General features: G+C 57.2%; 21 protein-coding genes. 2 read left to right on the plus strand and 19 right to left on the minus strand.

Annotated elements, in window-relative coordinates; genetic code table 11:
• Positions 1-78: 78 nt before the first annotated feature.
• Together AAFN83_RS16640 and AAFN83_RS16645 are read right to left on the minus strand one after the other, a co-directional pair.
• Positions 79-462 carry a TIGR02328 family protein gene (locus AAFN83_RS16640; protein WP_347771355.1) on the minus strand — a complete coding sequence of 128 codons (384 nt, stop codon included), beginning with the start codon at positions 460-462 and terminating at the stop codon, positions 79-81.
• A 59-nt stretch (positions 463-521) separates the two neighbouring features.
• Positions 522-1,187 carry a M15 family metallopeptidase gene (locus AAFN83_RS16645; protein ID WP_347771357.1) on the minus strand — a complete coding sequence of 222 codons (666 nt, stop codon included), beginning with the start codon at positions 1,185-1,187 and terminating at the stop codon, positions 522-524.
• A 316-nt stretch (positions 1,188-1,503) separates the two neighbouring features.
• Here AAFN83_RS16645 and AAFN83_RS16650 point away from each other — a divergent pair, with 316 nt between their 5' ends.
• Positions 1,504-2,166, plus strand: a complete 663-nt coding sequence (locus AAFN83_RS16650) for a 3'-5' exonuclease (protein ID WP_347771359.1) — start codon at positions 1,504-1,506, stop codon at positions 2,164-2,166.
• Positions 2,156-2,887 carry a phosphatase PAP2 family protein gene (locus tag AAFN83_RS16655; RefSeq protein ID WP_347771361.1) on the plus strand — a complete coding sequence of 244 codons (732 nt, stop codon included), beginning with the start codon at positions 2,156-2,158 and terminating at the stop codon, positions 2,885-2,887. The genes AAFN83_RS16650 and AAFN83_RS16655 overlap by 11 nt, the downstream gene beginning before the upstream one ends.
• A 181-nt stretch (positions 2,888-3,068) precedes the next feature.
• On the opposite strand, the gene AAFN83_RS16660 is transcribed toward AAFN83_RS16655, so the two are convergent.
• The 17 genes from AAFN83_RS16660 to AAFN83_RS16740 form a co-directional block, all read right to left on the minus strand.
• A complete protein-coding gene (locus AAFN83_RS16660; protein ID WP_347771363.1) occupies positions 3,069-3,584 on the minus strand; it encodes a PaaI family thioesterase in 516 nt (171 codons plus the stop codon).
• A 248-nt stretch (positions 3,585-3,832) separates the two neighbouring features.
• Positions 3,833-4,912 carry an immunoglobulin-like domain-containing protein gene (locus AAFN83_RS16665; RefSeq protein ID WP_347771365.1) on the minus strand — a complete coding sequence of 360 codons (1,080 nt, stop codon included), beginning with the start codon at positions 4,910-4,912 and terminating at the stop codon, positions 3,833-3,835.
• Between the two features lie 96 nt (positions 4,913-5,008).
• Positions 5,009-5,995 carry a lipoate--protein ligase gene (gene lplA / locus AAFN83_RS16670; RefSeq protein WP_347771367.1) on the minus strand — a complete coding sequence of 329 codons (987 nt, stop codon included), beginning with the start codon at positions 5,993-5,995 and terminating at the stop codon, positions 5,009-5,011.
• A 174-nt stretch (positions 5,996-6,169) separates the two neighbouring features.
• The gene (locus tag AAFN83_RS16675; RefSeq protein WP_347771369.1) at positions 6,170-6,295 is read right to left on the minus strand and encodes an RCKP-type rubredoxin-like domain-containing protein; all 126 of its coding nucleotides are present in this window, start codon (positions 6,293-6,295) and stop codon (positions 6,170-6,172) included.
• Positions 6,296-6,401: 106 nt separating this feature from the next.
• Positions 6,402-7,193, minus strand: coding sequence for a lipid II flippase Amj family protein (locus tag AAFN83_RS16680; protein WP_347771371.1), 792 nt, complete (start codon positions 7,191-7,193; stop codon positions 6,402-6,404).
• A 73-nt stretch (positions 7,194-7,266) separates the two neighbouring features.
• Positions 7,267-7,752: a cysteine hydrolase family protein gene (locus AAFN83_RS16685; RefSeq protein WP_347771372.1), complete on the minus strand. Its 486-nt coding sequence runs from the start codon at positions 7,750-7,752 to the stop codon at positions 7,267-7,269.
• Positions 7,753-7,866: 114 nt separating this feature from the next.
• Complete coding sequence (locus AAFN83_RS16690; protein WP_347771374.1) at positions 7,867-8,955, minus strand: mandelate racemase/muconate lactonizing enzyme family protein; 1,089 nt, start codon at positions 8,953-8,955, stop codon at positions 7,867-7,869.
• A complete protein-coding gene (locus AAFN83_RS16695) occupies positions 8,952-9,914 on the minus strand; it encodes a S66 peptidase family protein (protein ID WP_347771375.1) in 963 nt (320 codons plus the stop codon). The genes AAFN83_RS16690 and AAFN83_RS16695 overlap by 4 nt, the downstream gene beginning before the upstream one ends.
• A 143-nt stretch (positions 9,915-10,057) precedes the next feature.
• On the minus strand, positions 10,058-10,780 hold the full coding sequence (locus AAFN83_RS16700) for a YwaF family protein (protein WP_347771377.1): 723 nt from the start codon (positions 10,778-10,780) through the stop codon (positions 10,058-10,060).
• A 10-nt stretch (positions 10,781-10,790) separates the two neighbouring features.
• Positions 10,791-11,570 (minus strand): alpha/beta hydrolase, encoded by a 780-nt coding sequence (locus AAFN83_RS16705; protein ID WP_347771379.1) that lies wholly within the window; start codon positions 11,568-11,570, stop codon positions 10,791-10,793.
• A 66-nt stretch (positions 11,571-11,636) separates the two neighbouring features.
• Positions 11,637-12,524, minus strand: coding sequence for an SMP-30/gluconolactonase/LRE family protein (locus tag AAFN83_RS16710; RefSeq protein ID WP_347771381.1), 888 nt, complete (start codon positions 12,522-12,524; stop codon positions 11,637-11,639).
• A gap of 18 nt (positions 12,525-12,542) precedes the next feature.
• A complete protein-coding gene (locus AAFN83_RS16715) occupies positions 12,543-13,265 on the minus strand; it encodes a phosphonate ABC transporter ATP-binding protein (protein WP_347771383.1) in 723 nt (240 codons plus the stop codon).
• A gap of 41 nt (positions 13,266-13,306) precedes the next feature.
• Positions 13,307-14,326, minus strand: coding sequence for a YpdA family putative bacillithiol disulfide reductase (locus AAFN83_RS16720; RefSeq protein ID WP_347771384.1), 1,020 nt, complete (start codon positions 14,324-14,326; stop codon positions 13,307-13,309).
• A 154-nt stretch (positions 14,327-14,480) separates the two neighbouring features.
• Complete coding sequence (locus tag AAFN83_RS16725) at positions 14,481-20,420, minus strand: hybrid sensor histidine kinase/response regulator (protein ID WP_347771386.1); 5,940 nt, start codon at positions 20,418-20,420, stop codon at positions 14,481-14,483.
• Between the two features lie 156 nt (positions 20,421-20,576).
• The gene (locus AAFN83_RS16730; RefSeq protein ID WP_347771388.1) at positions 20,577-21,299 is read right to left on the minus strand and encodes an amino acid ABC transporter ATP-binding protein; all 723 of its coding nucleotides are present in this window, start codon (positions 21,297-21,299) and stop codon (positions 20,577-20,579) included.
• Complete coding sequence (locus tag AAFN83_RS16735; protein WP_347771390.1) at positions 21,292-21,945, minus strand: amino acid ABC transporter permease; 654 nt, start codon at positions 21,943-21,945, stop codon at positions 21,292-21,294. The genes AAFN83_RS16730 and AAFN83_RS16735 overlap by 8 nt, the downstream gene beginning before the upstream one ends.
• An 11-nt stretch (positions 21,946-21,956) precedes the next feature.
• Positions 21,957-22,751, minus strand: coding sequence for a transporter substrate-binding domain-containing protein (locus AAFN83_RS16740; RefSeq protein ID WP_347771392.1), 795 nt, complete (start codon positions 22,749-22,751; stop codon positions 21,957-21,959).
• Positions 22,752-22,865 lie beyond the last annotated feature (114 nt).

The raw sequence follows: 22,865 nt of genomic DNA on the forward strand, positions 1-22,865 counted from the left end.
TTTTCTCCCTGTACCGGATCAGCGAAGCTTTCTTGGCAGTATGTGATGCTGATTCACTTCCCCCAACCGTAAACTCGTTCACTCCAGGGAAAGATCGATGCCCTTGCCCTTCAGATTGTCAAGGCATTCCTGCAAGTAGGCTTCATCATGCTCCGGGTAGATGAGCGGGAACTCCGTCATGAGTTCGCGCGGGGCTTGGTCCTTTGGCCATGCAGGCCAGGTTTTCCCCCGATAGATCGGCGTTCTCCAGAGGGGGTCGACCTGAAAGCCCCGCCGCTCCATCTCGTCCATGATCAGTACGTGGTAGAAGTAAAGAAAAGTCCACGGGTATTCAAAGACATAGTTGACGGTTCGATGCGGCTTCCCCCAGCCGCCTCCTCGAAGCGCGGCGCATTCGCGGTGCTGGCCCAGCAATTGGTTTCGCGGCAGGCGCGGGATGAGCTCTTGGTGCCACAATCGCATGGATGACTCTCCTATCGTGTGTAAAATGGTAGCGCAGCAAGACTCCATCGGGTCTCCCCTTACGGGGTGGAAGCCTCCGGGGAGGCAGAAGCCGTGACCGGGGCGGTAATCGATCCCTCGGGGTAGCGGCCGTTCTTTAGTTGACGGATCGAATAGCCGAAATCCATCTGCAAGTGAGGATAATCGGGAAAGTTCTCCCAATCCCCTCCCCATGTAAAGCCGAGCTTCTTGGCAAGGGTCACGACTTCCATCCAATCCGCCTTGCCGTTGCCGTTATCGTCTCGTTCCAGGTCCCACACCACATCCCCGTCGCCGGTTCGCAGGGCAAAATCAATCGCAAGCCCATAATTGTGGTAAGAGTCTCCGCCTTTTGCCTTCGTCACGACAGGCCCTTCTGTGCTCCGTCCTTGCTCATAGAGCACATTCTGCTCCTCCGTGCTCCGAAATCCGTTTGTGAGCACCACGTCAATGCCGCGCTTAGCCGCAGCGTCCTTTACCTGCTGAGCCTTCGCTTGGACCTCTGGATGAATGGCGATGACGGCCTCGGATTCCTGGAATGGATCGGAGATAAATCCTTGGTTGAAGGCCAGTCGGGCGAGTATCCAAGCGGCAATCAGCAGTATGCCAACCACCAGCCATTTTCTTTTTCGCGAGCGAGATTTTTTGCTCCTCGGCATGGGGCCGCGGCGAGACGGTCCCGGATAGATCGGTTCTCTGGACAGCATAAGGAATTCACCTGACTCTATTATTCTAGGTTCTTGTCCTTGTCAGTTTATCATATTCTCAGAAGAGAGCGGCCGATCGGCAGGGAGCCGGACAGGGTCTACGAAAGAAATAATATTTTTTTTCACAAAATGATGCAGGGAAATGCCCATTTGTTGCGTCTTATGGGATAGCGGCACAAAAAAGCAGAAACAGGCTCGCAGACGTCACATATTTCCTAACCTTTTTCCCACAAAATTTAGTATACTGTATGGGATGCCTTCCGGGGGAGTCCAACTCATACCGGATTGTTTTTGTGAAAAGAGGTGACGCGGCATCATGAACTATATCATCTACGACTTGGAAATGACCGTCTGCCGGAAGAAGGACCAAATCTCCGAAATCATCGAGATCGGAGCGGCCAAAGTAACCAAGCAGGATGGCACCTTCGCCATCACGGACACCTTCCAAGCCTTTGTCCAACCTGTCAAAAGCCCAGTCCTCACCAAGTCCACAACCGACTTTACCGGGATCACCCAGGAGGATGTGCGATCCGCCGGCAAGTTCCCTGAAGTGATTGCCCAGTTTCTGAAGTGGATTGGCGATGATTACTACTTATGCTCTTGGGGCCCGGACGACAAGCTGCAATTCATCCGCGAGTGCCGCAGCCATAAATTGAATATGACTTGGATTCGCAACCACAACAACCTGCAGCGGCTGCTGACGGCCATCCGCAAGCAGGAAAAGCACCAGCAGATGGGCCTCAAGGCCGCTCTGGAGTGGCTGGAGATCCCGTTCGCGGGCTCCCACCACCGCGCCATGGACGATGCGGTGAACACCGCCCACATCTTCGTCCGCCTGGCCGACCAGATGAAGCTGGAGCGAAACGAGTTCTCCGAGGAGAAACGGGAGGACGAGGTCGTCTACAAAACCGGTCATTTTGCCAACAATCCGTTCGGCAACCTGGCTGACCTTCTGGAGGAAGAACCTTATGCGGGATAAAAAACCCGTCTTTCAAAAGTCGAAGCCGTTCGGGGGCATCGCGGGTCTGGATCGCCTCTCCAAGTTGAAAAAATACGCTCCGCTGCTCGGCATGGGCATTTTCCCCGTCATGGGAGCCCTCTATGCACTCGTCAACGGCCCGCGGGAGCGCGTGCATTCCCTGGTCACCGAAGTCGATCGGATGATTCCGATGGTCAAGGCGTTTGCCATCCCTTACTCGATCTGGATCGTGTTCATCTACATCTGTGTGATCTATTACCTCAAGCATGACAAAAAGGTTTACTACGAGTGCTTGATCACTTATGTGCTCTGTGCCATGTCGTGCTACGGGATCTACCTGGTGTTCCAAACGACCGTGCCGCGTCCGGTTTTGTATGGCAACGATCCGCTAACTGAACTCATCCGATACATCTACCGCAGAGATCAGCCGTTCAACGCGTTTCCGAGCATTCACTGCTTCTCCTGCATCCTCGTCATGAGGGCTCTCTACACGAGCAAGTTCAAGACCTGGCTGAATCAGTTGCTTATCTACGGGGTGGCGGGCTCGATCGTGCTGTCGACCTTGTTCGTCAAGCAGCATGTGGTACTCGATGTCGTCGCCGCTTTCGTCCTGGTGCAGATCATCCACCGTCTCGTCGTCTGGCAATCGCAAGCCGGCTGGCCCATGTTCCGCAAGCTGGCGGCACAAGCTCGGCAAGCCCGCGAGGCGCGCAACCTGTAAGCTTATCGTTCCTCCGGAGCGATTTCTTTACCCGACAATAGGTTTATCCATGAAAAAAGCGGCCCGCTCGGACCGCTTTTTTTTCGTGCTTGCCAGTGTGCATTTGCAAACCTCTCGAAGAGGCAGGCCGTGGTTGTTCCAACTGAGCTTGCAACCCGTTGCCCTATCGCCTCTTCATTCTCTACTCCTGTTCAACCACACTGGCTGATCTCGTACGCTCTTTGCGCCGAAGCTGCAGGAACGTGCCAGTGGCGCTTGCTACCTGCTGCCCTCGATCGTTGCGAATGTCGCAAACCACCTGCCAAATCTCCGAGGCCTGGTGCACCACTCTCGCTTCTGCGAGGAGGCGCTTGCCTATGCCCGGATTGTGATAAGTCACATTCATGTCGAGCGTGACATACTTGTCCGGCTCCTGGATATAATCCTCCAGCATCCAGGCCATCGCCATATCAGCGAGAGTTGCTGTGATGCCGCCGTAGACGATGCGGTACGGGTTCTGCATATCCGGTCGGATCGGCATGCCGCAGCGAAATGCCCCGTCCTCGCCGCGCTCCTCCCGCTCAATCTGCAGGAAGTTGCCGAGGAACGGGTACCGATTCTCCTTTATTCCTGACAGCGCTCGAAGCGTCTCCCCGACAACCCGAAGCTCCCGGTCTGACAGCTCCTCGATCCTGTCGATGCATTCCTTACGATCCATCGAATCCCCCACTCTCATCCCTATCTTGTCACACTAAGACAACCTTATTCTCTTCCCATCTTACACCGCTCCCCTTCATGAAGAAAGCCTTCCGACAGAGCCTGCCGCCAACCGGGGGATCCTCGGCAGGCTGGCAGGTTCATGGAGGAGCAGGAATCACTTGCAATCCTGCTCCTCGTCGGAAGGCATGGGGTTATTAGTACCAAATTATTTAGAGGGAAATTCATTAATGGAAAAGGATATGTTCCTTAATCCTTTTGCTTCACCACGACGGTAAACACCTTGGTCTCGCTGGCGAAGTCGTTCCAGAGAATCGCGGTTAACTGTACCGCCTGATTGCCGATACCGGCCGCCGGTCGATTCACCTGCTTGCCGCCATTTGAAATGAGAGCGGTGTTGGACGACAACCAGATGATCTTCGAGCCGTTCGCCCCTTGAGAGGGGAGCTTCAGGTCACGAGTGACGGAAGCTGCCGTATCCGTGCCGGAGAACCCGATGGCGAGCGCGTCTTTGTCCGCTGTCACCTTCTGTGCGTCCGTCAGCACCGGCTTCACCGTCACGGTGAAGCTGAGCGTATCGCTCGCATTCCCGCTCGTGAGAATGGCTGTAAGCAGAACCGTCCCGCTTCCGTCCGGTCCCGGTCGATTCACGACCTTGCCGTCATTGGAGAGGACAGCCGGATTGGAGGAGTACCAGGTGATCTTCGAGCCGTTTGCTCCTTTGGTCGGAAGGCCGATGGCCTTGGTCACCGATGCGGCGGAATCTCCCTTGGCGAAGTCCAGCTTCAACGCTGCCTTATCCAGCGCCACCTTCTGGACATCGCTGACGTCTTCCTTCACCGTCAGCTCAAAGGTCTTGTACTCTTGAGCGCTGCCGTAGGACAGGATCGCAATCAGCACCACCTTCAGGTCGCCCGTTCCAGCAGCAGGCCGCTTCACAAGGTTCCCCTCGTTGGTCAGAAAATCCGGGCTGCTCGATTGCCAGGTGATCTTGACGCCGGCCTTCCCATTCTTCGGCAGCTTATCAAGCGAACGGGTGACCGATGCGGCCGTATCCTTACCGCCAAATTTGAGAGCCAGCGCCGCCTTGGCTTCCGTCACTCGGGACAGGTCCGTCTTCTTCGCCTGCTTGTTGGGGTTATTCTTCTTCCAGTTGGTGATGAACTTATTCAGTACCTCACGGGATTTGTTGCTTCCGACCGCTGTCTTTGCTTTTTCTTGGCCGGGAGGAACCGCTTTGGCGTCCGCCGAGACCGACAGGGGGACAATCGCTCCGAGAAGCAAAGCGCTGGCGGTGACCAGGGTCCATACTTTTTTAGGGGGTTTCACCTTGAGATCCTCTCCTTTATAGGGGTTCGTTTCATCCGCTATATGGATTCGACGAGTCCTTGCCCTTTCAGGGTGTCGAAGAGGAAAATCCCTCCACTAGAACAGCAAATCGAGTATTTCGTCCTCCGTCACCGGCCCGAAATAGTGCTTAAGGTCTACACCCGCAAGAGCCTCTCGTACCGACTCTCGATCATATTTGACACCGTCCAGCTTCGCCTCGATCTCGGCCACTTCACCCACTCCGAAGAAATCGCCGTACAGCGAAGCCCGGGCAATTCGTCCGCTCTGAACATCGAGGCGGAAATCATAGGTGCCGGCGGACAAGCGTTTCACCTGACGATAGTTGAAGGCGGGGGACTTGCCATAGTTCCAGTCCCAGTTGCCATAGCGTTCTGCGGAGATGGCGCGGACGGCATCCCAATCCTTCTCGGTAAGGGGATAGCGCTCAACTTCCTGGCCGTCAAAGATCGAGTCCAGGATAAACTGGCGAAATTGTTCAATGGTCATCGGCTTGTCCAAGAATTCCGAGATGTTGGCGACGCGGCTCGAAACCGATTTGACCGCCTTCGATTTGAACTTCTCGGCATTCACCTTGAGCGCATTCGCGACCTTGCCAAGCTCGGTGTTGAACAGCAGGGTTCCATGGCTGAACATGCGACCCTTTTGCGTAAACTGGGCGTTTCCGGATATTTTGCGCTCGCCGACCTGAATGTCGTTGCGTCCCGAAAGCTCTGCCTCCACACCAAGCTTGCGGAGCGCCTGAACCACCGGATCGGTGAACTTGCGGAAATTATGGAACGATTGGCCGTCGTCATTCGTGATGAAGCTGAAATTCAGGTTGCCGAGGTCGTGGTACACCGCACCGCCGCCGGACAGGCGACGAACGACCTTCAAGCCTTCCTCTTCGACATACTCGATATTGATCTCTTCCATCGTATTCTGGTTTTTGCCGATGATGATGGAAGGCTCATTAATGTAAAACAACAGGTAATCCGAATCCGCCGGCAGATTCTTCAGGGCGTACTCCTCCAAAGCCAGGTTAATTCGCGGGTCTGTGATCCCTTCGTTATCGATGAACAGCAATGGTATCCCTCCGGTTCACGGGTAATGTGACATTCTCCACTTTTCACCATAGCACGTTTGCTCGGAACGGCGCAAATGGGGAACGATCGGTATCTTTTTGCAAATAAAGAAGAGCGCCAAAGCTTCTCGCTTTGCGCTCCTTTCACTTTCTTGCAGGTAAAGGTCCGATCCGGCTTACTTGGCAGCTGTCTCTTCCACTTTCTCAAAGCTTTCCTTCGGGGCGTCGCATTTCGGGCATTTGCCCGGACGGCAGCGTCCTTCCTTCGTCTCTCCGCATGCCTTGCACTTCCAAACCGCCATGGCTGGCACCTCGCTTTCGGTCCGACTGGGAGCACGTTCGCTCTTCTCTACCATTTCGGCCGAAATGCGAACATTCCTTCCCCTTTTTATGTCGGATTTGAGGCGATTACAGCCACTTCATCACCCACAAAATCCAGTGCGCCGCCGGAACGAGCAGCACTTGCGCGAATAGAGTCCCGATAACGCGGGTGATGATCATGAGAGCAAAGATTTTGCCGAGACGGGCCCGCTCCTTGGGATAAGCAAGGGCTTTGTCCGTCATGATGCCCATCTGGGGATCAATGAGCAGCGCCAATATGATCGTGGCGAGCCCGTTGATGAGGCCCGAGGACTGCGACGCCGCCATCCCGTGCTCGGGGCTCAGATGGGAGGCATACAAAGCGGACAGCACCCCGGTCGTGTAGATAGCCGTGGTCACGATGTTGAGGGCGAGGAGCCTTTTGGGCACACCGTAAATGCGCAGAGAGCGAATCATGGACCAGGTGGGGGGGCGAAGGTGGGCAGGCGCCTTTTTCAATTGCTCGATGGTGACGCTGGTGACCGTCTTGGCGAGGGAGCCCACCACCTCCAGATGGCTGAGAAACCGGGAAGCGATCACCACCATCGTCGGAAAAAGCACGAGGCCGACCAAGGTTCCGATGCTCGCCGCCATCAGGATCGAGCGGAAGGAGGAGAGAAGCGGGTAGCTTGCGTCTTGCTTGGCGTAATCGACCATTTTCCCAAGAATCGGGGACTGAATCAGATTGGACGTTCGCGAGACGAGCAGCACGATCCCGGTCAGGGACAGCGCGACCGCATATTTAGCCGTTCGCACCCCCGCGTAGCGAAGAGCATAGGACAACGTCTCTACGGCATGAATAATCACGGTCAAGAGAAACACGAGGAGGAACCCGTTCATGTAAATCGATCCCTTCTTCTAATGTGCCTGCGGATGCTCGTCCGATTGCATTCGCTGCTTCTCCCTTCCCCGTCTACTCCTGGACGCCCAGCATGGCTTCGACGACGGGATAGGAGAGAACGAAGCGATCCCGGTACAGCGTGAGGGGTTGCTCCTCGTGCATGCTGACCACACCCTTTTGCAGGATAGCGGTTCGGAACCCTCGCTCCATCGCTCCGTTATAGGTAAAGAGCACGCTGTGCTCTGCGGCAAAGCCGCTCACGATGACAAAATCAACCTGGCGAGCCTTAAGCACCGCCTCCAGTTCGCTGTTCCAGAAGGCATTGGAGCAGGATTTCCGAACGTGAAGATCCATTGACTCCTGTTCCACGAGAGGATGAACGGAGAAAGCTGCCTCCTCTCCCTCATGCTCGGTGTCCATTACATGAATGACCACGTGATGATTTTGCCGAAGGAGAGAAGCGACGTAGTTGATATGCTCGCAGGCCTTGTCCGTGCGGCCTTCGGCGTCGCGCAGCAGACCAACTTGCATGTCGAGAACAAGAAGGGCAAGTTTCATAAGGGAACCACTCCTATTGTTGGATAAGAGGAACTTCTACCCTTTCGATACCCACTCTCGGATTCCTTCTCGTTAAAGCGTATTGGCAAATCCACGGAACAGTTGCAACCCGCTCTAGGGAGAAGTAAGTATGACCCCGCGGATGCCAAGCCCCGGTTCGGCTGGAAAGGCTATTCGGCGGCCGGTGTAGCAGACCCCGCCCTCGACCGGATCAGCCGCAAGGAGGAGCGGCGCATCGAGGTCAAAGCGGGTGATGTTCTTCTGGGCAGCGGCAAGGTGAGCGGCCGCCGTTACCGCCACTCGGGATTCGATCATGCTGCCGATCATGCACTCAACTCCGTATTCCTCTGCGATGGCGTTCACCCGGAGTGCCTTGTAGAGGCCTCCGGTCTTCATCAGCTTGATGTTGATCAGGTCGGCAGCTCGCCGCTTCAGGACTTCGAGGGCATGTCGCGGGGAGAAGACACTCTCGTCGGCCATGATCGGCGTGTCCACGGCGTCGGTGACCGCCTTCAACCCGTCGAGGTCAAGGGCATGAACCGGTTGCTCGACAAGCTCGATGCCAAGCCCCTCCTCTTCCATCTGTCGGATGGAACGGATGGCTTCCTTGACCTGCCAGCCCTGATTGGCATCGAGCCGAATCGTAATCTCCGGTCCTACCCACTGGCGAACCTCTCGAATCCGCTCCAGGTCTCGTTCGATGCTGTCCTTGCCCACCTTGATCTTGAGCACCTGAAAGCCGCCCGCCACCGCTTCGACGGCATCCTCTCCCATTGCAACAGGAGCGCCAACGCTCACGGTAAAATCCGTCTCCAGCTCGTCCTTGGCACCGCCCAGCAATTGATAGAGCGGAAGCCCGCACTGCTGCCCGAGCAGATCATAGACTGCCATATCCACGGCCGCTTTCGCGGAGGTGTTGCCGATCATGGAGCGGTTCACTGCTTGCAGTAGAGCCTCATGGGCAAGCACGCTCTGGCCCACGAGGAGCGGCCTCATTGTGTCGCGAATGGCCGCCTCAATGGCCGGCAGGCTGTCCCCCGTGATGGCAAGGGTGGCGGGGGCCTCTCCCCAGCCCACACGTCCATCATCGGCCGTCAGCCGAACCAGCACCGATTCCGCCACCGTCACCGTCCGAAGGGCGGTACGAAAAGGCTTGTGTAGCGGAATCGCCTGACGAAACACCTCTACTTCCCGAATCTTCATCCCGTGCGAGTCCCTCCCTCTTGGAGCAGAGCGGGCTCGACGAAGGCCAGCTCCCGCTGCGAGGTTCGCAGGACCGCTCGTACCCCGAGCGGAACCGCCACATTGGGGGAGCAGTGGCCGATCGAAAAGCCGCTCATGCACGGCTTCCCCAGCGGAACGAGATAATCGTTCCAAACCTCCCGAAGCGTTAACGATTCTTCCGGGTTGCGCGGTGCGCTGTCGCTGAAATCACCTACCACAAACCCTGCCGCATCGTCCAGCTTGCCCGCAAGCCGCAGCTGGTTCAGCATGTGGTCCACGCGATAAGGCGGTTCATGAATATCTTCGATCAAGAGGAGCTTGCCCGCCGTATCCAGCTCAAACGGCGTGCCCAGCGTACTCGTAAGGAGTGCCAAATTCCCTCCGACGAGTTCCCCTGCGGCCTCCCCTTCCACAAGTACGTCCAGAGGAGACTCTTCCTCGGGGAAGCGGAAAGGCACGGTCGAAAACAGTAAGGCAAAGGAAGCAAGCGTAAGCCGGTGCACCGGCTGCTTGGTAAGGTCAACCAGCATCGGCCCGTGAAAGGTGACGAGCCCCGTCCTCTGCCGAATTGCGGTATGCAGGTACGTGATATCGCTGAAGCCCCAAAATATTTTGGGATTCGCTTGGATTAATTCATAGTCGAGCCGATCCGCAATCCGCGCTGTTCCGTACCCTCCGCGCGAACAGAGAATGGCCTTGATTCCCGGATCCGCGAACATCGCATTGAGTTCATCCGCCCTCTGCTCGTCGCTTCCCGCCAAATACCCTCGTCGCAACCGAAAGGTTTCTCCGAACCGTACTCTCAGGCTGAGCTCTTCCAGGTATGTCGCTGCCTTCGCCAAAGCATCCGCATCGCCGGGACTCGCCGGGCTGGCGATGGCCACGGTGTCACCGGGCTTCAAGGCACGCGGTTTTGTTCGTTCCTTCCTTTTTGCCAATGGAGCGGCCTCCTTCCGGTCTATGACTACTATATGCTTGAGACTCCACCTATTAGGCTAACTTTGATTGAAAACGGCTCGTTAGAGCAGAACCCGCTCCTCTTATGGGGGAATGGTATGAAAAAACCGCCCATGACGGGCGGCTATTCAGTGGTGTCTCTTTTCCGAAAAGCAAAGGGCACATACAACAATCCAAACAAGAGGAGTGCCACGGCTTCCAGGGACAACAAGTACCACGGATAAGGACCGAGTACGTCGAGGAGTGACGCGGTCTCCGGCTTGCGGGAGATGAACATGTAGTTGCCACCCGAGAGCCGGTTGACGAGCCCGACGGGAACGAGCAGCGCGTTCAACCACCCGAAGGCAGCGAACATCGATCGCAGCGTCGGTCGGATCCCCTCTACCCAGACCATGTACAACGCGGAGAGAATGATAACCAAATGCGCGATGAAAAACTCCAGGTAGCGATAATGAGGAAATCCATAGTCAAGCGCTGGCGTGAGGATCGCCTGCAAGGCCCCGCTGATTCCGGCGAAGTAGACGAACGGAAACAGCCTTCGGTTGTTGGTCAGGAGCATGATGACCGCTACATAGAGGGAGATGCTGCACAGCTCCAGCGGCAGCGTATCCGCAGCGGAATAGACATTCTCCGATAGATACCAGACGTTCAAGGACAGCTCGCACACAATGAGTGTTCCCGCCAGGATCCCTCGGATTATCCGCTTTCGCCGTTCATCCTTTAGCGAGCGGCGAAACCCGTATAGAAGCAGAACCATCAGAAGACTAAGCCCAATGGCAGCGTAATGCTGCGCCGAATAGGCTGTGAAATCAGGAGCGTCGAAGGCGCTGAAATTCCGGTTCGCCATGGACGCAGGGTTAACGTGAGATCGGCAGCCAATTCAGCACCCGCTGAATCTGCTGATCCCAGTAGCCCCATTCGTGATTGCCCGGTCCTTCCTCGTAGAGCAGATCGAGCTTGGTCCGCTCGGCCAGAGCGAGGAAGCGTTGGTTATCCTCATAGAGAAAGTCGTCCGTTCCGCAGCATTGATACAGCTTCGGCTGCGGCTTGCCGGAGGCGACCAGGTCTTCCGCCAGCCGGAACAGGTCGTGGCGGCTGCCCGTCAGCCGGGTCAGATCGCCGAAGATCAGTTCAAGCTCGGCATCCGATACGGTTTGGCGCCCGATCAGAGCGGAGATGTCCAAGGCGCCGGACAGGCTTGCCGCTGCTGCATAGCGCTCAGGATGGGTCAGCGCGAGCTTAAACGCACCATAACCGCCCATGGACAGGCCTGCTGCGAAGGTATCCTCTCGAGCGTCGGATACGGGAAAGAACGATTGAACGATCTTCGGCAGCTCTTCGCTCACGAACGTCCAAAACTTGAGGCCCTTGTCCATGTCGGTATAGAACCCGCGCTGTGCAGAAGGCATGACGATGACAATGCCGTGCTCGGCTGCGTGCCGTTCGATTGAGGTGCGGCGGCACCAGATGGTGTGATCGTCAGACAAGCCGTGCAACAGGTACAGAACGGGGTATTTTTCTTTGCCTCCCGTTGAGGCCATGCCGATCTGGGTGTAGGACTTCTGCGGAATAATGACGTTCATGGACGTGCTCAAGCCTAGCGCGTCAGAATAAAAATCACAGTGGATCAACGCCATGTGCGTTCAAGCTCCTTCATGCTTCAAATGGTTTTTTTCGATTCAAGCTCGTTGGGCTCGGATGCGTTACCCGCGGTATGCGATGGTTGAGGTTCCGCGAACTCCGGGACGAATACGGAATAGGCCGCCTGCATGCGGCTGCTCTGCCAGTTGGTCTTCGCTAAGTCCGGTTCGGGCGGTGGTGATGTACAGGTCCATGAGATCCTCACCGGCGAACACGCAGGACGTCACATTCTGAGCCGGGAGAGGAATCACCGTCATCCGTTCGCCTGTAGCCGGGTCGATACGTGAAACCCGCCAGCCGCCCCAGTGTGCGACCCAAAGCTTGTCCTCCGCATCGATCGTCATGCCGTCCGGCGATCCCTCCTCGCTCGAAAAACGCGTGACGAGACGAGCATGGGACAACTCTCCGGTTTCGGCGTCATAGTCATAGGCCATGATTTCATTCGTGGGCGTATCAATATAGTAAAAGGTATCGCCGGCGGCGTTCCAGGCCAGTCCGTTGGAGATGGTGACGCCGGATACAATGGAGTGAAGCTGGCCGTCGAGATCGAGCCGATACAGCGTCCCTTGCTTTGGGTTCTCGGTCATGCTCATGGTGCCGACCCAGAAGCGGCCCTTTGGATCGCATTTTCCATCATTAAAGCGGTTACCATTCGGCTCATTCGTCGGCTTCGCCATCGCTTCAAGGCTTCCCGTCTCCGGATCGAGCGCGTACAAGCCATCCTCTCCCGCAATGACCAGTCCGCCTTGTTCTCTCGGCACGACAGCCCCGACACGGAACCCAACCGAAATGATTCGGGTCTCCCCGGTTGCCGGATCGTAGACGTCTACCTTTTTCCCCTCAATATCAACCGTATAGATGAGACCGCTCGCGGCCACCCAGATTGGGCCTTCCCCCAGCAGCGCCCGTCCTTCGTGAACGGGAACAAGTTCAATTTCCTTCGTATTCATGGTTGCCTCCTTGTGTGCTTATAGGATGAGGTCTTTCTCTTTGGCTGTCAGCTTGCGCGCTGGAATGTCGAGCACGATCTGGCCCTTGGACAAGCCGATAATGCGCGTCGCATAGCGCTCAGCCAGATCGAGCTGCTGCATGGCGCAAACGAGAAGCACCTGCTCGCGCTTGGCCACGTTGCGGAAATCCTCCATTACGCGGCTGACGGATTGCGGATCGAGCCCCTTCACCGGATCATCCGCTGCGATTCGCTTCGCTCCCTTGATCAGGGCGCGAGCGAGCGCTACCCGCTGCTTCTCGCCGCCGCTCAGGTTCTCCACCTTCTCCGCACCTTTGTCGAGCAGACCGACCTTTTCCAAGAAATCATTCGCATAGACATGCTCGTCCATCGAGGATTTGCGCAGCACCTTGCGCCAAAGCGACATTTGGTCCCAACGCGCCTCCAGCACGCTCTGCACCGCGGTCTTCTTCTGGAGAAGCCCCGGGTCTTCCTTGAGGTACACCCAGCTTCGACGAATCTTCAAGCGGGATAATGGGTTGCCGTTCAATACGTTATGGCCGTCAAAGATATACTCCCCCCGGCTCCAAGACTCCTGTAGGGTCAAACAGCGGAGGAGCGTGGTCTTGCCGCTTCCGCTCGCCCCGACAATGGCGATGAATTCGCCGGGATCCGCTTGAAAGCTGACTCCTCTCAGCACGGGATGATCCGGATAGGTTTTCTCCAAATGACGTATGATCATAATTGACCGATTCTCCTTTGCGAAAAACGCTCTGCCTCAGGTCATTCTTGTTCGTGTTCGCGCACTTCGACCACACCAGGGGGTTGAAGATACGCTCCAGCCAAGTCGCGTGCGATCAAGCGCCCATGATGGCGGCCGGTCTCAATGAAGATTTCATTCGCTCGGCTTCCCGTCGCCACCACTCCGGCGATGTAGAATCCGGGAACGTTCGTCTGCATCGTTTCGGGATCATACCAGGGGGCCCCGGTCTCTTCAAGTACCTGAACGCCGGCATTCTGCAGCAGGCGGCGATCGGGTCGAAAGCCGGTCATGGCCAGCACGAAGTCATTGTCCAGCCATTCTTCCCGGCCCTCTTTGTCCCGCACGCAAACCTCGTCCTCGCGAATCTCCTTCAACTCGCTTTCAAAGAGTGCGCGGATGCGCCCCTTATCCATCAAGCCCTCGATCAGAGGACGGGTCCAGGCCTTCACATAACGGGATAAGCCGCTGCCGCGATAAACCAAGGTAACTTCCGCTTGGACACGAACCAGCTCCAACACCGCATCCATCGCGGAATTGTTGCCTCCCACGATAACGATCTTTTGCCCGGCATAGGGATGCGCTTCCGTGTAGTAATGGCTTACCTTGGGCAACGGCTCGCCCGGAATGCCCAGCTCGTTCGGATGGTCGAAGTAGCCCGTAGCCAGGATGACATGTCGAGCAGCAAGAGAGCTCTCTCGGCCAAAACGATCCTGGAGTCTAAGCTCAAAACCGGTTTCCGTCCGGGTAACTGCGGTCACTTCTACATAGGTGCGCACGCGAAGCCCTTTCCGCTCCACCACCGTGCGGTAATAAGTGAGCCCCTCCAGCCGGGTGGGCTTCTCATTGGGCGTGACGAAGGGAACTCCGCCGATCTCCAGCAGCTCCGGGGTACTGTGAAAGGTAAGGTGAGTTGGATAGCGGGATATGGAATGAACAAGCGAGCCTTTGTCCACGACGAGGGCGTCGATGCCCGCTTCCTTCAGTTCGGCTGCAGCGGACAGGCCGCAGGGCCCGGCTCCGATGATGACAACGGTTTCCACAAGCTTCTTCTCCTTCTGGCAGCTTCTTCTTCTGATTATACTGTACCCGCTTCAAAATGACACGCCCTCCCCCTTCTCCCAGCGGCTTCCCCACTGCAAAAAGACCCCGATCACTCGCCCCGGAAGGCGGTGAAAGGGATCTTCCATTAATGGGTCAACGGTACAGCCATACCCGCAGCAAGGACAGAAGCTGCGAGCTGTTGACCGGCTTGGTGATGTAATCGGAAGCTCCCGCCTCGATGCACTTTTCCCGATCCCCCTTCATCGCTTTCGCCGTCAAGGCAATGATGGGCAGCTCCTTGAAGCGCGGGATGCTGCGAATGGCCCGCATGGTCTCATAGCCGTCCATGCCGGGCATCATGATATCCATCAGCACCACGTGGATATCGGGAGTCGATTCAAGGATTTCAATGGAGTCGCGTCCGTTCTCCGCCGGGATGACCTTCATCTTGTGGCGTTCCAGAATCGTCGTCAGCGCGAAGATGTTGCGAATGTCGTCATCGACGACCAGCACCTTTTTGAACGCGATGGCTTCGTTTGTCTGGTGAAGCTTGGCGAGGGTCTCCCGTTGGGTGTCGGTGTACCCCTCCGCTCTGCGATGCAGGAACAAGGAGGTTTCATCCAGAGCACGGATAGGAGACTTCACTTCCTTCACCACATGCTGCTTGAGCAGCTCCTCCAGCTCCGCCTCTGCGGCCTTCGAAAGCTTGCCCTCCCGGAAAAAGAGGATCGGCAGCGCCGGGTTCTTCGACGCTTTGACGGCTTCCCTCAGGAAGGGAATGAGCCCCGGCTCCGGAAGGTCTGCCCTCACGTAGAAGGCATCATACTCCTTCGTCCTCAGCTCCGTGAGCGCCTTTTTCTGAGAGGCGGTCTCCGTTACGTGAACATCGGTTCCTTCCAACTCCTCTTGTTCCTCCCCGTCACGGGGAGTCCTCAGCACAAGTAGCTCCTTGACCTCCCTGCGCGAATAAGCCAAGAGGCGGTCCATCAGATTCTCCAGCTCTTCCTGGCTGAGCGGCTTGGCGTGATAAGCATACGCCCCGCGCTGCAGGACCGGAATCCGCTCGTCATCCACCGTGATGACGCCGACCGGAATATGCCGCACCTCCAGATCACCCTTCAGATAATCGATCACCGCCCAGCCGTCAACCTCGTTCATGCGCAGGTCGAGCGTGATGGCAGCCGGCTTGAAGTGCCGGGCAAGCTCCAGCACGCTGCTGCCCTGAGTGGCGATGATGACCTTGATGTTCTTCTTGTGCAAGAGATCGAGAACGATCTTTGCAAACTTCACATCATCCTCTACAACCAGGAAGACGGTGTCGCCCGGTTTGATGCAAGCCCGATCATCCTCCACATCCTCTGCATTCAGCGTAAAGACCGTTGGCAGCTGCTTGGAGGAAGGATACCCGGCTGCCTCATCAATCACATCAGGCACCGTTTGGGGCTTCTTCTCAACGAATAGGGGCTCGCTTGCGAACAGCTCGGTTGGCGAACCAGGTGCGGCGTCCGCCTCGGACCCCGCCATCGCTTCCGCAGCCGGTATACGCCCAATCTTCAAAGCTAAGCTTTCCGGGGTGGAGGTGGCTAACGGACCCGCCGTGGTTGTTTCTTGCCCGGAAGGCTGCAACGCAAGGACGCCCTTGCCGCGTGACTCTTCCCTCCCCAGCTCCTTCGGGCCGGGGCCGTCGCAAGGCAGGAATAGGGTGAAGATGCTTCCCCGGCCAGGTACGCTATACAGCTTGATCTCCCCGCCCAGCATATGCGCGATCTCGCGGCTGATGGCAAGGCCGAGGCCGGTGCCGCCGTATTCGCGGCTCGTGCTTCCGTCTGCTTGCTGGAATGCCTCGAAGATAATCTGCTGCTTCTCTTCGGCAATGCCGATCCCGGTATCGCTCACCGAGATGGCAAGGACAGCATTCGCACGGGATAAGCGGCTGTGGTCCGGTGTCCAGCCCTCGAGAGCTTTGCGCAGGATGAGGTGCACCTGCCCCTTATGAGTGAATTTGAACGAATTCGCCAGCAGATTCGAGAGCACCTGCTGCAGGCGTTTCGCATCGGTCATGATCTGCTCCGGTGTCCCTTCCTCCTTGCGGATCGCGAAGTCGAGCTTCTTTTCCGCCGCGACATGACGGAACATGCGCTCCATGCTCGCGGTCACATCCGTGAGCCGCACCGTATCAAATTCCGGCGTCAGCGTACCCGATTCGATCTTGGACAGGTCCAAAATGTCGTTGATCAGCCCCAGCAGATCAAGACCGGATTCATGGATCGTCGCCGCGTACTTCACCTGCTCGTCCGTCAGGTTGCGTTCGATGTTATCCTTCAATTGCTCCGCCAATAACAGCAAGCTGTTCAAAGGCGTTCGCAGCTCATGCGACATGTTCGCGAGGAATTCCGATTTGTACTTGGAGGTGAGGGCCAACTGCTCCGCCTTTTCTTCGAGAACGACCTTGGCCTCCTCCACCTCTTGGTTCTTGCTCTCGACCTCCGCCTTCTGTTGAACGAGCAAGCGAGCCTTTTCCTCCAGCTCCTCATTCGTGTTCTGAAGCTCCTCTTGCTGCTGCTGCAATTCTTCCGCAAGCGACTGGGATTGCATCAGGAGCTCCTCGGTGCGCATGTTCGCCTTGATCGAGTTGAGCACGATGCCGATCGTGTCGCCCAATTGGTCCAGCAGCGCCAGATCAATCTCCGTGAACAGACGGAAGGAAGCCAGCTCCAGCACCGCCAGCACCTGCTCCTCGAAGATGATCGGCAGCAGCACGATGTTAAGCGGCGTCGCTTCGCCGAGGCCGGAGTTGATCGTGACGTAATCGCCCGGAACCCTCGTGAGGAGAATCCGCTGCTTCTCCATGACGCATTGGCCGACCAATCCCTCTCCCGGACGGAACGAATTGGAGAGATGCTTGCGCTGCTGGAAGCCATAGGAGGCGAACAGCTTCAAGATCGGCTCGCCGCCCTCGAGCTCGTTCATGAAGAAGACTCCGTGCTGCACCGAGAGAAGCGGTGCGAGCTCGGACAGAATCATCCGGCAGACAGCATGGACATCCCGCTGGCCCTGGAGCTGACGGCTCAGCTTCGCGAGGTTCGTCTTCATCCAGTCCTGCTCGGTGTTGATGCGCGTCGTCTCCTTGAGGTTGCGGATCATCTCATTGACGTTGTCCTTGAGCTCCGCCACTTCGCCGACCGCCTGGACATCAATCGTCCGCGACAGGTCACCCTTCGTCACGGCCGTGGCGACGGTCGTGATCGCGCGGACCTGGGTAGTGAGCGTCGTCGCCATGTAATTGACGTTGTCGGTGAGATCGCGCCAGGTGCCGAATGCCCCGGGCACCTGAGCCTGCCCGCCCAGCTTGCCCTCGGCGCCGACCTCGCGAGCTACGGTGGTGACCTGCTCCGCGAAGGTGGCAAGCGTATCGGTCATGCTGTTGATCGTCTCGGCCAGCTCGGCAATTTCGCCCTTGGCGTCCACCGTCAGCTTCCGCTTCAGGTCGCCCATCGCCACTGAGGTGACGACCTTGGCAATGCCACGCACCTGATCGGTCAAATTCGCCGCCATGATGTTGACGTTATCCGTTAAGTCCTTCCAGATGCCGCCGACGCCGCGAACGACCGCCTGACCGCCCAAGAGGCCCTCGGTGCCAACCTCCCGCGCCATCCGCGTGACCTCGGACGCGAACGAATTGAGCTGATCCACCATGATATTAATGGTCTCCTTCAGCTCGAACAGCTCGCCCTTCACGTCGACCGTGATCTTCTTGGACAGGTCTCCGTTGGCGACCGCTGTCGTCACCGCCGCGATATTACGCACTTGGCTCGTGAGGTTGGCCGCCATGTAATTGACGTTATCGGCGAGGTCGCGCCAGGTTCCCTCGACTCCGCTCACCTGTGCCTGACCTCCGAGTCTCCCCTCGGTGCCGACCTCCCGCGCCACGCGAGTAACCTCAGAGGAGAACGTACGGAGCTGATCCACCATGCGGTTGATCGTGCTCTTCAGCTCCAGAATTTCGCCGCGGGCGTCGACGGTGATCGTCTTGTTGAAGTCGCCCTTCGCGACGGCGGTCGTCACCTCTGCGATGTTCCGCACCTGATTCGTCAGGTTCGACGCCATCGAATTCACGCTCTCGGTCAAATCGCGCCACGTGCCGCCGACGCCCTCTACCTCCGCCTGGCCGCCCAGCATTCCCTCGGTGCCAACCTCGCGCGCCACGCGCGTGACCTCCGAAGCAAACGTTCCGAGCTGGTCCACCATCGTGTTGATCGTGTTCTTCAGCTCCAGAATTTCGCCTTGAGCATCGGCCGTGATCTTCTTGCCGAGGTTCCCGCTTGCGACAGCGGTCGTCACCTCCGCGATGTTCCGCACCTGATTCGTCAGATTTGACGCCATCGAATTCACACTCTCGGTCAAATCGCGCCACGTGCCGCCGACGCCCTTCACCTCGGCTTGCCCGCCCAGCTTGCCCTCCGTGCCAACCTCGCGAGCCACGCGTGTCACTTCCGAAGCGAACGTTCCGAGTTGATCCACCATCGTGTTAATCGTATTTTTCAGCTCCAGGATCTCGCCCTGAGCATCGGCCGTAATCTTCTTGCCGAGGTTTCCGCTGGCGACCGCCGTCGTCACCTCTGCGATGTTGCGCACCTGGTTCGTCAGGTTCGACGCCATCGAATTGACGCTTTCGGTCAAATCACGCCAGGTACCGCCGACGCCCTTCACCTCGGCTTGCCCGCCCAGCTTGCCCTCCGTGCCGACCTCGCGCGCCACACGCGTGACTTCGGAAGCGAATGTACCAAGCTGGTCCACCATCGTGTTGATCGTGTTCTTCAACTGAAGCATTTCGCCTTTGACATCAACGGTGATCGTCTTCGTCAGGTTCCCGCTTGCAACCGCCGTCGTCACCTCCGCGATGTTGCGTACCTGGCCGGTCAGGTTGGACGCCATGTAATTGACGCTCTCGGTCAAATCGCGCCACGTGCCGTCTACCCCCTTGACCTCCGCTTGACCGCCGAGACGGCCTTCGGTGCCGACCTCGCGCGCCACCCGCGTCACTTCCGAGGCAAACGTCCCCAGTTGGTCCACCATCGTGTTGATCGTATTCTTCAGCTCCAGGATCTCGCCCTGAGCGTCTGCTGTTATCTTCTTCGTCAGGTCGCCTCCCGCTACGGCCGTCGTGACGACCGCGATGTTGCGTACCTGATCGGTCAAATTGAGCGCCATGGAATTCACGCTGTCGGTCAAGTCCTTCCACGTGCCGTCTACCCCCGACACCCGTGCCTGGCCTCCAAGCTTGCCTTCGGTACCGACCTCGCGCGCCACGCGCGTCACTTCGGAAGCGAACGTCCCGAGCTGGTCCACCATCGTGTTGATGGTCTGCTTCAACTGGGACATCTCCCCGTGAACCTCCACGGAGATCTTCTTGGACAAGTCCCCGCTCGCCACGGCGGTGGTCACCTCCGCGATGTTGCGCACCTGATGCGCCAGGTTGCGCGACATCCGGTTCACGGCATCCGTGAGCTGCTTCCAGGTGCCGGACCCTTCCTTCAGCCTCGCTTCTTCTCCGAGCTTGCCCTCCGTCCCGATCTCGTGGGCCACGCGGGTTACCTCGGAAGCGAAATCCTTCAGTTGCTCCACCATGCGATTGATTCCCACGGCGGCGCGATAGTATTCACCGGAGAGAGGGCGTCCGTCGATCTCCAGTTCAATCTTCTTGGACAAATCTCCGTTCGCGACGGCTCCGATCACCTGACCCATCTGGCTGACCGGCAGCACCAGTCCGTCGATGAGGCTGTTGACGGAACCCGTCAGGCTTCCCCAGGCTCCCCCCAGACGCGGACGGCTCAGGCGTTGGGTAACCTTGCCCTCCTGGCCTACGGCTTGCTCAATCTCGCGCAGCTCCTCTACCATCGCCTCTTGGGTTTCCACAATCTCATTGAAGACGCTCGCGATTTTCCCTTCGCGCCCCTCCCAATCATAAGGAAGGCGGACGGTGAAGTCCCCCTTCCGATAAGCAATCAGCGCTTCCAGAAGCTCCTTGGCAATGTCATGATCCCCGGCACTTCCCTCAGGCTGCTCGTGTTCGACCTTTCGTTCACTGGCCATGGGTTAACTTCCTTTCCGAAAATGTACGAAGGTTGTAGAAATGACAGATCAAATGTAAATACCCGATGGTTGTCCGTTCGAAACATTCCGGTCCCCTTTTCGTTGTATGCAAAAAAGACCAGCCGCCTCCGCGAACGGATGCAGCTGGTCTTTTTCTTACAGTACCTTGGCGAGGAAATCCTGAGTACGAGGGTGCTGAGGTCGACCGAACACTTCCTCTGGCGTCCCTTGCTCCACGATGACACCGCCATCCATGAAGATGATGCGATCGCCTACCTCGCGGGCAAAGCCCATCTCGTGGGTGACCACCACCATCGTCATGCCGCCCGCTGCCAGCTTCTTCATGACGTCGAGCACTTCCCCGACCATCTCAGGGTCAAGCGCCGAGGTCGGTTCGTCGAAGAGCATGACATCGGGGGCCATGGCAAGCGCCCGCGCGATGGCGATCCGCTGCTTTTGCCCGCCCGACAGTTGGCTTGGATAGCTGGTGGCCTTGTCCTCCAGCCCGACCGTGCGGAGCAGCCTCCGCGCATTCTCTTCGGCCTCCGTCTTGCTCTGGCCCAGCACTTGAAGGGGGGCGATGGTGATATTGCCGAGAACGGTAAGGTGAGGGAACAGATTGAACTGCTGGAACACCATCCCCATCTTTTGCCGCAGCTTGTTGATATCCTGCTTCGGATTCGTGATGCGGTTGCCCTCAAAGACGATCTCTCCTGCCGTCGGGACCTCCAGAAGGTTCAGGCAGCGGAGGAAGGTGCTCTTACCCGAACCGCTCGGTCCAATGACGACGACCACTTCTCCCTGCTTGATGGAGAGGTCGATGCCCGTGAGGACATTCAATTTTCCGAAGGACTTGCGAAGTCCGCTAACCTCAATCACTGGCCTTCAACCTCCTTTCCGTCACGCCGAGGAACTTCGACAGGGTAAAGGTGAGGACGAAGTAGACCATAGCGGCTGCGAGCAGCGTCTCAAACGATTTGAACGTCATGCCGCGCACCACGTTGGCGTTGTACATCAGGTCGGCGATGCCGATGACCATGACGATGGACGATTCCTTGATGACGACGATGAATTCGTTCCCGAGCGCCGGCAAAATGTTCTTCACTGCTTGCGGAAGAATAATCCGCTGCATGGCCAGGCGATTCGTCATCCCAAGAGAACGTGCCGCTTCCATCTGCCCTTTGTCAATCGATTGAATGCCGGCGCGGAAGATCTCCGCAATGTAGGCGGCGCTGTTAATGGACAGCGCAATGACGCCGGATGCAAAGTCCGGAATGTTCACTTGAATCAGTTGGGGAATCCCGTACGTGATGAGGAAGACCTGCACAAGCAGAGGCGTTCCCCGAATAAATTCCACATACGCGGTTCCGAGCCAGCGCAGCGGAGCGATGCCGGACATTCTCATCAGCGCGATAAAAATGCCGAGGATTACCCCAAAAATAACGGTAAAGAAGGAGAGGGATACGGTGATCCCTGCTCCTTTAAGAAAATAATCCGCATACTCCGGAAGGAAAGAAAAGTCCACTTGGCTTCACCTTATTCTTGCGCCATTTGGTCGGCGGCTTCTTTCACGTATTGATCCAGCTTGTTCTCGGCGATCAGCTTATCAATCACCTTGTCGATCTCAGCTACGAGGGAAGGGTTGTTCTTCTGAACCGCGATGGCCGAGCCGCCTACGTCATCCTTCGGCTTCGCATCTGCGATAACCAGATCCTTCGCATTTTGGATGTACGCTTCTGCAACCGGGAGCTCCACGATGAGGGCGTCCACCTTCTTCGTTTGCAGTTGGAGGATCAAGTCTGCAACGGAACCGAGTCCCTTGATGTCCGCACTCTTCACTTGCTCCTTGGCGATATCCTCTTGGATCGAGCCCGTTTGGACACCGATCTTTTGGTTATCGAGGCTTTCCATCGTGGTGAACTTGTCTTTGTCCTCCGCACGGACGATTACGCCTTGAGCGGCGGTGTAGTAAATTTTGGAGAAGTCTACGCTCTTCTTGCGCTCATCCGTCGGAGTCATCCCTGCGATGATCATGTCAATTTTGCCGGCCGTCAAAGCAGGCAGGAGTCCGTTGAAGTCCATGTCCTTGATCTCGAGCTTAACGCCCAGCTCATCCGCAACGGCTTGCCCGATGGCGATGTCGAAGCCGATGATCGTGTCTTTGCCGTCAATTTTTTTGTGGAACTCGTAAGGCGGATAAGTGGCGTTCGTCCCCAGGACGATCTTGCCAGCCTTTTGGATTTCACCCAGCTTGGCGTCCTTCTTGCCGCAGCCGGTCAGGATGGTCGTCAGTACGAGAACCGATGCGAGAAGCACCGTCAGCTTTTTCATAAAATAATGGCCCCCTACTCTGTATGAGTTACTCATAATTAAACACAATGTTGCCATTATATAAGCTGGAAACCTAGAATGCAATGGAGATAACCGGATGTTCATTGAATGTTT

This window comes from Gorillibacterium sp. CAU 1737 (assembly GCF_039888655.1).
In the GTDB taxonomy this organism is placed as follows: domain Bacteria; phylum Bacillota; class Bacilli; order Paenibacillales; family NBRC-103111; genus Gorillibacterium.